This is a genomic window from Pseudomonas sp. 210_17 TE3656, from assembly GCF_054821965.1.
Window position 1 is genome coordinate 2,280,152 of the sequence record NZ_JBTRBC010000001.1, and the last position, 12,595, is coordinate 2,292,746.

The window sequence follows — 12,595 nt, forward strand, 5'->3', positions numbered from 1 at the left end:
CCATCCAGCCCCTCAAATCAATGAATCGGCTTGCCGCACAGCAATGCTGCAAAGGTATCGGCCATCACCGACGACGATTCACGCCGCTGCACCAGCCATACCGCCGTGTCCGCGCCCTCGTCGAGCAGTTCGCGGTACACCACGCCATCGATGCGCATGCGCTGGAACGAGGCCGGCAATACCGACACCCCCAGGCCCGCTGACACCAAACCGATGATGGTCATCGCCTCGCCGGCCTCCTGGGCAAAGTGCGGGCTGAAGCCCGCCTGCCGGGCCAGGCTCAACAACTGCGCGTACAGGCCGCTGCCGTAACTGCGCGGAAAGAACACGAACGGCTGCTCGGCCAGCGCCGCCATGTACAACCCGCCTTCACTACCCTGGGCCAGCGGATGCGCAGCGTTGATTACCGCGACCAAGGGCTCACGAAACAACTCCGTGGCCACCAGGCTTTCCGGCAGAGCCAAGGGCCGTATCAGGCCGACTTCAATACTTTCATCGAGCACCGCGTCGGCCACCGCCTGACTGCTCATCTCCTTGAGATTCAGGTGCACGGCCGGAAACCGTTGGCGAAAGGCGTAGATCGCTTTAGGGATCGTGGAGTTGAAAGGCGCCGATGAGGTGAAGCCGATCTTCATCTCGCCCAGCTCACCCAGCTGCGCCCGGCGGGCGACATCGGCGGCCTTGTCGACCTGGGCCAGCACCAGTCGTGCCTCTTCGAGAAACAGGCGCCCCGCCTCACTGAGTTCGACACGACGATTGGTCCGCTCGAACAGACGCGCCCCAAGCTCCTGCTCCAGGGCCTGGATTTGCTGGCTCAAGGGCGGTTGAGAAATCCCCAGGTTCTGCGCCGCCCGGCCAAAATGCAGCTCTTCGGCGACAGCAATGAAGTAACGCAGGTGGCGCAATTCCATGGCAACTCCAATAGGTCGTAAAACCTCTTAAACATGTCGAACAATATATTGGAAATGATCATTAGCCAGCTATATGCTTTTTTCACTGCCTGACAGGCCGTAGCGCCCCCGAGGTCATCCGTGAAAACTGCTGTTGCTCCACACGTCCACGAACTGCCCCCCGCCCCGCTCGACGAGATCGTCGCAAGCCTGAACGAACGCTGGATCGAAAAGGGCACCCCGGCCTTTTTGCGTACCGTACTGGCGCTGTTCTGCGGCGGCTTTGCCACCTTTGCCCTGCTCTACTGCGTGCAGCCGATGATGCCGCTGCTGTCCCAGGAATTCTCCATCAGCGCTGCGCAAAGCAGCCTGATTCTCTCGGTCTCGACCGGCATGCTGGCGGTCGGCCTGCTGATCACCGGGCCCATCTCGGATCGCATCGGGCGCAAGCCGGTGATGGTGTTTGCCCTGTTCTGCGCGGCCCTGTGCACCCTCGTCAGTGCGCTAATGCCCAGCTGGCACGGCGTGCTGCTGACCCGTGCGCTGCTGGGGCTGTCGCTGAGCGGTCTGGCGGCCGTGGCGATGACGTATCTGAGCGAAGAGATCCATCCACAGCACATTGGTCTGGCCATGGGCCTGTATATCGGTGGCAACGCCATTGGCGGCATGAGCGGTCGCCTGATCACCGGGGTTCTGATCGATTTCGTCAGCTGGCACACGGCACTGCTGGTGATTGGCAGCCTGGCTCTGATCGCGGCAGTAGTGTTCTGGAAAGTGCTGCCCGAGTCGCGAAACTTTCGCCCGCGCTCACTGCACCCGCGTAGCCTGCTGGAGGGCTTTACCCTGCACTTTCGCGATGCCGGGCTGCCCTGGCTGTTCCTCGAAGCCTTCCTGCTGATGGGCGCCTTCGTCACCCTGTTCAACTACATCGGCTATCGCCTGCTGGCCGAGCCTTATCACATGAGCCAGGCGTTGGTCGGCTTGCTGTCGGTGGTGTACCTGTCGGGCATCTACAGCTCGGCGCAGATCGGTGCCCTGGCCGACAAACTGGGGCGGCGCAAAGTGTTCTGGGGCACCATCCTGCTGATGTTCAGCGGTTTGCTGATGACCCTGTTCAGCCCTTTGCCGCTGGTGATCATCGGCATGCTGGTGTTCACCTTCGGCTTCTTCGGCGCGCACTCGGTGGCCAGTAGCTGGATTGGCCGGCGCGCGACCAAAGCCAAAGGCCAGGCGTCATCGTTGTACCTGTTCAGTTACTACGCGGGATCGAGTGTGGCCGGGACGGCCGGTGGGGTGTTCTGGCACCAGGGCGGATGGAACGGGATCGGGCTGTTCATTGGCAGCTTGCTGGTGGTGGCGTTGCTGGTGGCACTGCACTTGAGCCGGTTGCCGGTCAAAGCCTGAATGCCATCGCGGGGCAAGCCCGCTCCCACCGGTGGGAGCGGGCTTGCCCCGCGATGCTCTATTAGTTAACTACCTCAACCAGATCAACATCCACTTCACGGCTCATCAAGTGCTTCTCGACTTCACCGGTCAGCTTGACCTTGGTCTTGTCATTGAAGGCCACTGGCGGCATGTCTTCCTTGTCGATTTCGACAGTGATGGTGCCAGTGCTGTCCTTGAATTCGAACTTGTCATCGTTGTTCAGCTTCTTCACCACGAAGCCTTGCAGCACCACCGGGGTGTCATCGGCAGCATCGTTGGCTGCAGAGACGGTAGTCACCGGCTGAGCACCTGGACCGGTATAACCGGCTGCCAGAGCAGCGGTGCTGAACAACGGGGCAAGCAGCAGAGCGAGGTAGCGGGTTTTCATGAGTCTTGTCCATTTCAAGTTTTGATGGGCCCAGCATAACCATCGCAACTGAATTCAAACTTAATCGCCCCAGCCCTTGATGTTGATCTGCATACGCCGCAGCACCCGGCGACCGGAACACTCATGCCAGATGACCGCCAGGATATGCCCCGCAACCAACAACGCCAGCACAAGCGAGGAAAGCCGGTGCAGCAGGTTGAACCCTTCCAACCATTCAGGCGCGTGCAGGAGTTGCGGAATCTGTACCCAACCGAACAGATCGATGGGCCGCGCCATCATCAGCACGCCAGTCAGCAGCACCAACGCGGTTACGCCATACAGCAGAAGATGGACGATACGCGCCAGTCCAGCTGGCTCCCCTACCCTTGGTGGGGCCGCCCAACGCAACCAGCAGCGCATCACGAACAGCGGAATGAACAACGTGGTCAGCGCCACATTGAAGTCGGCAATCGCCTGGCCCAACGGGGTATGCATTGCAAACAGCAGTACATAGCCAGCGCTAAGCAGGGTCCATAGGATGACCCCGGCCGACAGCCAGTGCAGCAGCACCTGCATCCCCGGATAACGCTGTGTACACGCCTGAAAATCATATTGCATGAATGACTCGCCCTCTCGCTCCTGAGCCGCCACCGGCGGATGAACAAGAGGGTATGGGAATCGTCAAACCGACCCAGCCGGAGCGATTTCCCCCAAGCCCTGCAAATCCCCAAAGCGCTTGCCTTTTCGGCGCACAAACAAAAACGCCCGACACACAGTCGGGCGTTTTCTTACATCACTTGCTCTCAGACGTGATACTGCGCCGACAACTCGTGCACGGCGTTGATGAACGCGCCAGCATGCTCCGGATCGACTTCCGGAGTAATGCCGTGGCCGAGGTTGAAGACATGACCGGTGCCATGGCCATAGCTGGCCAGGATGCGCCCGACTTCGGCACGGATGGCTTCAGGCTTGGCGTAGAGCACGGTCGGGTCCATGTTGCCCTGCAGGGCGACCTTGTTGCCGACACGCTGACGGGCTTCGCCGATGTCGCAGGTCCAGTCCAGGCCCAGCGCGTCGGCGCCGGCGTCAGCGATGCTTTCCAGCCACAGGCCACCATTCTTGGTGAACAGGATGACCGGTACCTTGCGTCCTTCATGCTCGCGAATCAGACCGCTGACGATCTTGCGCATATAGGCCAGGGAGAACTCCTGGTAGGCCGCTGCCGACAGGTTGCCACCCCAGGTGTCGAAGATCTGCACGGCTTGCGCACCGGCGAGGATCTGACCGTTGAGATAGCTGATGACCGACTGCGCCAGCTTGTCGAGCAGCAGGTGCATGGCTTGAGGGTTGTCGTAGAGCATGGCCTTGGTCTTGCGGAAGTCTTTCGACGAGCCGCCTTCGACCATGTAGGTGGCCAGGGTCCAGGGGCTGCCGGAGAAACCGATCAGCGGCACTCGGCCGTTGAGCTCGCGGCGGATGGTGCTGACCGCGTCCATCACGTAGCCGAGGTCTTTCTGCGGATCAGGGATCGGCAGCGCTTCGATGTCGGCCAGGGTGCTGATGACCTTCTTGAAACGCGGGCCTTCGCCGGTTTCGAAGTACAGGCCCTGGCCCATGGCGTCGGGGATGGTGAGAATGTCGGAGAACAGGATCGCGGCGTCCAGCGGGTAGCGGTCCAGCGGCTGCATCGTGACCTCGCAGGCGAACTGCGGGTTCATGCACAGGCTCATGAAGTCACCGGCCTTGGCGCGGCTGGCGCGGTACTCCGGCAGATAGCGGCCGGCCTGGCGCATCATCCACACTGGGGTAACGTCTACAGGTTGCTTGAGCAGGGCGCGCAGAAAACGATCGTTCTTCAAGGCAGTCATGTCGGCATCCGGAAAAAAAGTGCGGGCATTTTCTCAGACACCAACGGAAAAGGCACGGTAAGTACCGTGCCTTTTGTCTATCGACTTGTGACAGATCAATAGATTTGTTGAATTCATCGCGGGGCAAGCCCGCTCCCACAGGGCTGTGGGAGCGGGCTTGCCCCGCGAAAAGGCTTGTCAGACCTCCAGGTAATCCATGATCCCCTCGGCAGCATTACGCCCTTCAAAGATCGCCGTCACCACCAGGTCAGAACCACGAACCATATCGCCACCGGCGAAGATCTTCGGATTGCTGGTCTGGTGCTTGAAGGTGTTCTTCTCCGGTGCCACAACGCGACCCTGGCTGTCGGTCTGGATGCTGAACTGCTCGAACCACGGAGCCGGGCTCGGACGGAAACCGAAGGCGATAACCACGGCATCAGCCGGGATGATCTCTTCGGAGCCCGGAATCGGCTCGGGGCTGCGACGGCCACGGGCATCCGGTTCGCCGAGACGGGTCTCGACCACCTTCACGCCCTCAACCTTGTCTTCACCGACAATCGCGATCGGCTGGCGGTTGTAGAGGAACTTCACGCCTTCTTCCTTGGCGTTCTTCACCTCTTTGCGCGAGCCCGGCATGTTCGCTTCGTCACGACGGTAGGCACAGGTCACCGCCTTGGCGCCCTGGCGGATCGAGGTGCGGTTGCAGTCCATCGCCGTGTCGCCACCACCGAGTACCACGACCTTCTTGCCCTTCATGTCGACGAAATCTTCCGGCGACTTTTCAAAGCCCAGGTTGCGGTTGACGTTGGCCACCAGGAAATCCAGGGCATCGTGCACGCCAGGCAGGTCTTCACCCGGGAAGCCGCCCTTCATGTAGGTGTAAGTGCCCATGCCCATGAACACTGCATCGAACTCTTCGAGCAGTTGTTCCATGCTGATGTCCTTGCCCACCTCGGTGTTGAGGCGGAACTCGATACCCATGCCGGTGAAGACTTCGCGGCGATTGCTCAGCACGGTCTTTTCCAGCTTGAACTCGGGGATGCCGAAGGTCAGCAAACCACCAATTTCCGGGTTGCGGTCGAACACCACCGGGGTCACCCCGCCGCGCACCAGCACGTCGGCACAGCCCAGGCCGGCCGGACCGGCGCCGATGATGGCGACACGTTTGCCGGTCGGCTTGACCTTGGACATGTCCGGGCGCCAGCCCATGGCAAAGGCGGTGTCGGTGATGTACTTCTCCACCGAACCGATGGTCACCGCGCCAAAACCGTCGTTGAGGGTGCAGGCACCCTCGCACAGGCGATCCTGCGGGCACACCCGGCCGCAGACTTCCGGCAGGGTGTTGGTCTGGTGCGACAGCTCCGCGGCCGCGAGGATGTTGCCTTCGGAGACCAGCTTCAACCAGTTGGGGATGAAGTTGTGTACCGGGCACTTCCACTCGCAGTACGGGTTGCCGCAGCCCAGGCAGCGGTGGGCCTGTTCGGCCGACTGCTGGGGTTTGAAGGGCTCGTAGATTTCCACGAACTCTTTCTTGCGTTGACGCAACAGTTTCTTCTTCGGATCCTTGCGCCCGACCTCGATGAACTGGAAGTCATTACTCAGACGTTCAGCCATGTTCAAAACCTCATCAAACTCTTCAGGCGCATATCACTGCGGGTTGGCACGGGTGCTGGACAGCAGGTTCTTCAGGTTCGCCGCCTTCGGCTTGACCAGCCAGAAGCGCCGCACGTAGTCGTCCAGGTTTTCCCAGAGCTCACGCCCCCATTCGCTGCCGGTTTCTTCGACGTACTCACCGAGCACGCGCGACAGGTGGCTACGGTAAGCCTCCATCGCCTCGCCGCTGATGCGCTGGATTTCCACCAGTTCATGGTTGAGCTTGTCGACGAAGCTGTTGTCCATGTCCAGCACGTAGGCGAAACCGCCGGTCATGCCAGAGCCGAAGTTGTAGCCGGTCTTGCCCAGCACGCAGACAAAACCACCGGTCATGTATTCACAGCAGTGATCGCCTGTGCCCTCGACAATCGCGTGGGCACCGGAGTTACGCACGGCAAAACGCTCGCCCGCGGTGCCGGCGGCGAACAGCTTGCCGCCGGTGGCGCCGTACAGGCAGGTGTTGCCGACAATGGCACTGTGCTGGGTGGCGAACGGGCTGCCCGCAGGCGGCACGATCACCAGCTTGCCACCGGTCATGCCTTTACCGACGTAGTCGTTGGCATCACCTTCGAGGTACATGTTCAGGCCACCGGCGTTCCACACCCCGAAGCTCTGCCCGGCAGTGCCCTTGAAGCGGAAGGTGATCGGAGCCTTGGCCATGCCCTGGTTGCCATGCAGACGCGCGATCTCGCCAGAAATCCGTGCGCCGATGGAACGGTCGCAGTTGCAGATATCCAGCTCGAACTCGGCACCGGACAGGTCGCGAATGGCCGGCAGGGCCATGTCGACCATCTTCTCGGCCAGCACGCCCTTGTCGAACGGCGGGTTGCGGTCGACTTCGCAGAACTGCGGCTTGTCGGCCGGCACGTGCGGACTGCCCAGCAGCGGGCTGAGGTCCAGGTGTTTCTGCTTCTCGGTTTCGCCGGGGAGCATTTCCAGCAGGTCGGTACGCCCGATCAGCTCGCCGAGGCTGCGCACGCCCAGCTTGGCCAGCCACTCACGGGTCTCTTCAGCCACGTAGGTGAAGAAGTTCACCACCATGTCGACGGTGCCGATGTAGTGGTCCTTGCGCAGCTTGTCGTTCTGCGTGGCTACGCCGGTGGCGCAGTTGTTCAGGTGACAGATACGCAGGTATTTGCAGCCCAGGGCGATCATTGGCGCGGTGCCGAAGCCAAAGCTCTCGGCGCCGAGGATGGCTGCCTTGATCACGTCGAGGCCGGTTTTCAGGCCGCCGTCGGTCTGTACCCGGACCTTGCCGCGCAGGTCGTTGCCGCGCAGGGTCTGGTGGGTTTCAGCCAGGCCCAGTTCCCACGGGGCACCGGCGTACTTGATCGAGGTCAGCGGCGAAGCGCCGGTGCCACCGTCGTAACCGGAGATGGTGATCAGGTCGGCATAGGCCTTGGCCACACCGGCGGCGATGGTGCCAACGCCTGCTTCGGCAACCAGCTTGACCGAGACCAGCGCCTGCGGGTTGACCTGCTTGAGGTCGAAAATCAGCTGCGACAAGTCTTCGATCGAGTAGATGTCGTGGTGCGGCGGTGGCGAGATCAGGGTTACGCCAGGCACGGCATAACGCAGCTTGGCGATCAGGCCGTTGACCTTGCCGCCAGGCAGTTGCCCGCCTTCACCGGGCTTGGCGCCCTGGGCCACCTTGATCTGCAGCACTTCGGCGTTGACCAGGTACTCGGGGGTTACACCGAAACGACCGGTGGCCACCTGCTTGATCTTGGAGCTCTTGATGGTGCCGTAGCGCGCCGGGTCTTCGCCGCCCTCACCGGAGTTGGAACGCGCACCCAGGCGGTTCATCGCTTCGGCCAGGGCTTCATGCGCCTCCGGCGACAGCGCACCCAGGGAGATACCGGCAGAGTCGAAGCGCTTGAGAATGGCGTCCAGTGGCTCGACTTCTTCCAGTGCCAGCGGCTGCTCGGCGACCTTGACCTTGAGCAGGTCGCGGATCATCGATACCGGACGCTGGTCGACCAGCGTGGTGTATTCCTTGAACTTGGCGTAGTCGCCCTGCTGCACAGCGGCCTGCAGGGTGTTGACCACATCCGGGTTGTAAGCGTGGTATTCGCCACCGTGGACGAACTTCAGCAAGCCGCCCTGCTGGATCGGCTTGCGCGCGCTCCAGGCTTCAGCGGCGAGCAGTTTCTGCTCGTTCTCGATGTCGACGAAACGTGCGCCTTTGAGGCGACTGGCAACACCACGGAAGCTCAGCTCGACGACTTCCTCGGACAGGCCGACCGCCTCGAACAGCTGCGCACCACGGTAGGAACCGATGGTCGAGATACCCATCTTCGAGAGGATCTTCAGCAGGCCCTTGGAGATGCCCTTGCGGTAGTACTTGAAGACTTCATCCAGGTCACCGAGCACTTCACCGGTGCGGATCAGGTCGGCCAGCACTTCATAGGCCAGGTACGGATACACCGCCGAAGCACCGAAACCGATCAGCACGGCGAAGTGGTGCGGGTCGCGGGCAGTGGCAGTTTCGACCAGGATGTTGCTGTCGCAACGCAGGCCCAGTTCGGTCAGGCGGTGATGCACGGCGCCCACGGCCAGCGACGCATGCACCGGCAGTTTGCCCGGAGCGATATGGCGGTCGCTCAGCACCAGCTGGGTCTTGCCGCTGCGCACGGCTTCTTCGGCCTGGTCGGCGATGTTGCGCACCGCAGCTTCCAGACCAACGCCTTCCTCGTAGTTGAGATCGATCAGCTGACGTTCGAAACCGGGGCGGTCGAGGTTCATCAGTGAACGCCACTTGGCGGGCGAAATCACCGGCGAGCTGAGGATCACCCGCGAGGCGTGCTCGGGGGATTCCTGGAAGATGTTGCGCTCGGCACCCAGGCAGATCTCCAGCGACATGACGATCGCTTCACGCAGCGGGTCGATCGGCGGGTTGGTGACCTGGGCGAACTGCTGGCGGAAGTAGTCATAGGTCGAGCGCACGCGCTGCGAGAGGATCGCCATCGGCGTATCGTCGCCCATCGAACCGACGGCTTCCTGGCCTTGCTCGCCGAGCGGACGCAGGACCTGGTCACGCTCCTCGAAGGTGACCTGGAACATCTTCATGTACTGCTTGAGCTGGTCAGCGTCGTAGCTGGCCACGCCCTGGTCATCGCTGAGGTCGGCCTGAATGCGCAGGGCATTCTGGCGCAGCCAGCGCTTGTACGGGTGGCGTGACTTCAGACGGTTGTCGATGGCGTCGGTGTCGAGGATCTGGCCTGTCTCGGTGTCCACGGCGAAGATCTGACCCGGGCCCACACGGCCTTTGGCGATCACGTCTTCAGGCTTGTAGTCCCACACGCCGATTTCCGACGCCAGGGTGATGTAGCCGTTCTTGGTGGTGACCCAGCGCGCCGGGCGCAGGCCGTTGCGGTCGAGCAGGCAGACCGCGTGGCGACCTTCGGTCAGTACCACGCCGGCCGGGCCATCCCACGCCTCCATGTGCATGGAGTTGTATTCGTAGAAGGCACGCAGGTCGGCGTCCATGGTCTCGACGTTCTGCCACGCTGGCGGAATGATCATCCGCACGCCACGGAACAGGTCGATGCCGCCGGTGACCATCAGCTCGAGCATGTTGTCCATGCTCGATGAGTCGGAGCCGACACGGTTGACCAGCGGACCGAGTTCTTCCAGATCCGGGATCAGGTCGTTGGCAAACTTGGTGCGACGGGCCTGGGCCCAGTTGCGGTTGCCGGTGATGGTGTTGATCTCGCCGTTGTGGGCGAGGAAGCGGAACGGCTGCGCCAGCGGCCATTTCGGCAGAGTGTTAGTGGAGAAGCGCTGGTGGAACACGCAAATGGCGGTCTGCAGGCGCTCGTCATCCAGGTCCGGATAGAAGGCGGCGAGGTCCGCCGGCATCATCAGGCCTTTATAGATAATGGTCTTGTGCGAAAAGCTGCAGATGTAGTGGTCGGTGTCGGCGGCGTTGGCCACGGACGAACGACGACGGGCGCTGAACAGCTTGATGGCGAATTCCTGATCGCTCAGGCCTTCACCGCCGACGAACACTTGCTCGATCTGCGGCAGGCGCTCCAGGGCCAGGCGGCCGAGGACGCTGGTGTCGATCGGCACCTTGCGCCAACCGACTAGCTGCAGGCCAGCGGCGAGGATCTCGCGGTTCATGTTTTCGCGGGCGGCTTCTGCCTTGGTGGTGTCCTGATTGAAGAACACCATGCCCACCGCGTACTGCTTGGGCAGCTCAGCGCCGAACTGCTCCTGGGCCACTGCGCGCAGGAACTGATCGGGCTTTTGCATCAACAGACCGCAACCGTCGCCGGTCTTGCCGTCAGCGTTGATACCACCGCGGTGGGTCATGCAGGTCAATGCCTGCATGGCTGTTTGCAGAAGGTGGTGGCTGGGTTCGCCCGTCATATGGGCGATCAGGCCGAAACCACAGTTATCCTTGAATTCTTCGGGATGGTACAGACCTGTTTTCATAGACACTTTCTCACCAGGTTCGCCTCTCACCAAGGCAAATCTCTTTTTAGTACAACCACTTACCATCCACGCCGAACGAATGCCAGCTTTGCGGGGGCAATAGGGGAGCCATTGTTGCACAGCGACAGGGAAGCCCACAAATTTACGACGAATAGCCGCAAGTCCATGTCGCATTTTTGAATGTTTTTAAGCGTGCGTCGTGGTAACGGCATGGCTTGAGTCTGAAGCGTTTCAGCCTGGACTGCAAGATGGGCTTGTGGCCGGCAGTCTGGGACAGAAAAGCCTGCCGCGTTTTACGCAGCAGGCTTGACCGTAATTCAGGAGTCGCTCAGCAGGTGGCGGGGGTAGTGCCACCAGGCTATATCAGCGGGTCGCGGCCAGTTCTTGTTGGACGCTGGCAACGGTACGTGGCCAAGGTTTACCAGCCTGGACCTTGGCTGGCAAGGCTTTGATTGCAGCCAGGGCGGCATCACGGCTGGCGAAGTTGCCGTAAGTGATCACGTACAGCGGCTTGCCCTGCAGGTTTTTCTTGAAGTAGCGATAGTCGCCACCCTGGGCTTTCACGTAGGCCTGGGCGGAAGCCTCGGAGCTGGTACCGAGGATTTGCACGACATAGTTGCCCGGCTTCTGCCCGGCGTACCAGCTGCCACCTGCGGCCGGTTTGGCTGCAGGCTTCTCGGCAGGTTTTGCTGCAGGCTTGGCCGTCGCAACCTGGGTAGGCGCAGGCTTGGCTGCAGGTGCAACCGGCTTGCTGGCGACCGGTGCAACCGGCTGCGGCGCCGGGGCGACAGCCTTGGCCTGGGCCACTGGCTGCGCCGGAGCAGGTGCAGGGCCGGCAGCAACGCCAGCTGGCGGGGCAATGGTGGTGACGGTCGGCGGCTGCAGCGCGGTATCACCGGCCGGACCGCCCTCTTCGCCATCACCCATACCGGTGGACTCGGCCAGCGGGCCGCGCATCACCGGCTGCGACTGACCTACCAGCGGCAGCGGCATGGGTTGCGAGTTACCGGCGAACTCGATCGCCGGGCCGCCATTGTTCGACTGTGCATTACCTGGCTGGCCCTGGCCCAGTGGCAATTGCGCTTGCTCTGCAGGCGCGGTTGGCGCCTGATCGCCTTTCTTCGGCATCAGCACCGCCGCAGCAACGGCAACCACAACGACAGCAGACAGCGCCAGCACATGTTTCTTAGGCATATTGAACCCCATTGATGGTCGCTTGGCCGTGGTCCGGCTGGCGATCATGGCTTCGATCAAGGTATCGCGGGCGACCTGGTTGATTGCCCCAGGCCAGCCATCCGAGTTTTGGTGAATATCGACAATCTGTTCACTGGTGAACACCTCGATCCCTCGCCCGGCACCGTCCAGGCGCTGCTCGAGGTATTCCCGGGTCTCTTCTTCGCTGTACGGCGCAAGCTCGATGACATGGAAACGTTCCAGATCAGCACTGAGCTCTTCCAGCCCGGCGATCAGTGACGGCTCGCCGAACAGAAATACATGCGGACGCCCTTCCGGAGTGCCCGCCGCCAGCTCCAGCAAGGCTTGGAGTGCCGACTCGTCGAGTTGTTCCGCATCGTCCACCAACAAGTAGACTTCCTGGCCGGTCAACGCCAGTTGCACCACTTGGGCAAGCAGCTCGGGGACCTCAGGCTGGGCAACACCCAGTGCCTGGGCGACCTGGCCGAGAACGCTGGCGGCATCGCTGGCACCACGCGCGGAAACCACCACGCTTTGCACCGACTGTTTGTTGGTGCTGGCTACCAGTGCCTGGCGCAGCAGGGTCTTGCCGCTGCCCTGAGGGCCGGTTACCACCAGCAGCAGCTGGCTGTAGCGGGCCAGGTGGTGCAGTTGGCCAAGCACCGGCTTGCGCTGGGCCGGAAAGAATTTGAAACCCGGCACCCGTGCAGCGAAGGGGTCGTGGTTCAACTGGTAATGGCCGAGAAAGGCCTCGTCGGCATGCAAACTAGTCATCG

At 61.9% G+C, this 12,595-nt stretch carries 8 protein-coding genes; 1 reads left to right on the forward strand and 7 read right to left on the reverse strand.

Annotation, left to right across the window (positions count from 1 at the left end; translation table 11 throughout):
• Positions 1 to 17: 17 nt before the first annotated feature.
• Positions 18 to 911 carry a LysR family transcriptional regulator gene (locus ACVI9W_RS10710; protein ID WP_038615519.1) on the reverse strand — a complete coding sequence of 298 codons (894 nt, stop codon included), beginning with the start codon at positions 909 to 911 and terminating at the stop codon, positions 18 to 20.
• 153 nt (positions 912 to 1,064) lie between these two features.
• On the opposite strand from ACVI9W_RS10710, the gene ACVI9W_RS10715 reads away from it, so the two are divergent.
• Entirely contained in the window at positions 1,065 to 2,294 is a 1,230-nt protein-coding gene (locus ACVI9W_RS10715; protein ID WP_461531819.1) for an MFS transporter, read from the forward strand.
• 61 nt (positions 2,295 to 2,355) lie between these two features.
• Here the strand turns inward: ACVI9W_RS10715 and ACVI9W_RS10720 are convergent, their stop codons facing one another.
• The 6 genes from ACVI9W_RS10720 to ACVI9W_RS10745 form a co-directional block, all read right to left on the reverse strand.
• A complete protein-coding gene (locus tag ACVI9W_RS10720) occupies positions 2,356 to 2,703 on the reverse strand; it encodes a YgiW/YdeI family stress tolerance OB fold protein (protein ID WP_461529975.1) in 348 nt (115 codons plus the stop codon).
• Between the two features lie 60 nt (positions 2,704 to 2,763).
• Positions 2,764 to 3,300, reverse strand: a complete 537-nt coding sequence (locus ACVI9W_RS10725) for a cytochrome b (protein WP_461529976.1) — start codon at positions 3,298 to 3,300, stop codon at positions 2,764 to 2,766.
• A gap of 185 nt (positions 3,301 to 3,485) precedes the next feature.
• Complete coding sequence (gene hemE, locus ACVI9W_RS10730) at positions 3,486 to 4,550, reverse strand: uroporphyrinogen decarboxylase (RefSeq protein WP_461529977.1); 1,065 nt, start codon at positions 4,548 to 4,550, stop codon at positions 3,486 to 3,488.
• A 177-nt stretch (positions 4,551 to 4,727) separates the two neighbouring features.
• Positions 4,728 to 6,146: an FAD-dependent oxidoreductase gene (locus ACVI9W_RS10735; protein WP_461529978.1), complete on the reverse strand. Its 1,419-nt coding sequence runs from the start codon at positions 6,144 to 6,146 to the stop codon at positions 4,728 to 4,730.
• A gap of 33 nt (positions 6,147 to 6,179) precedes the next feature.
• Positions 6,180 to 10,625 carry a glutamate synthase large subunit gene (gene gltB / locus ACVI9W_RS10740; protein ID WP_422420150.1) on the reverse strand — a complete coding sequence of 1,482 codons (4,446 nt, stop codon included), beginning with the start codon at positions 10,623 to 10,625 and terminating at the stop codon, positions 6,180 to 6,182.
• A gap of 363 nt (positions 10,626 to 10,988) precedes the next feature.
• On the reverse strand, positions 10,989 to 12,593 hold the full coding sequence (locus ACVI9W_RS10745; RefSeq protein ID WP_461529979.1) for an AAA family ATPase: 1,605 nt from the start codon (positions 12,591 to 12,593) through the stop codon (positions 10,989 to 10,991).
• Between the last annotated feature and the right edge of the window lie 2 nt (positions 12,594 to 12,595).

Bases quoted from the DNA above. Each gene is read 5' to 3' on its own strand.
- ACVI9W_RS10710 (WP_038615519.1), bottom strand. From the start codon at position 911: ATGGAATTGCGCCACCTGCGTTACTTCATTGCTGTCGCCGAAGAGCTG.
- ACVI9W_RS10720 (WP_461529975.1), bottom strand. From the start codon at position 2,703: ATGAAAACCCGCTACCTCGCTCTGCTGCTTGCCCCGTTGTTCAGCACC.
- ACVI9W_RS10725 (WP_461529976.1), bottom strand. From the start codon at position 3,300: ATGCAATATGATTTTCAGGCGTGTACACAGCGTTATCCGGGGATGCAG.
- hemE (WP_461529977.1), bottom strand. From the start codon at position 4,550: ATGACTGCCTTGAAGAACGATCGTTTTCTGCGCGCCCTGCTCAAGCAA.
- ACVI9W_RS10735 (WP_461529978.1), bottom strand. From the start codon at position 6,146: ATGGCTGAACGTCTGAGTAATGACTTCCAGTTCATCGAGGTCGGGCGC.
- gltB (WP_422420150.1), bottom strand. From the start codon at position 10,625: ATGAAAACAGGTCTGTACCATCCCGAAGAATTCAAGGATAACTGTGGT.
- ACVI9W_RS10745 (WP_461529979.1), bottom strand. From the start codon at position 12,593: ATGACTAGTTTGCATGCCGACGAGGCCTTTCTCGGCCATTACCAGTTG.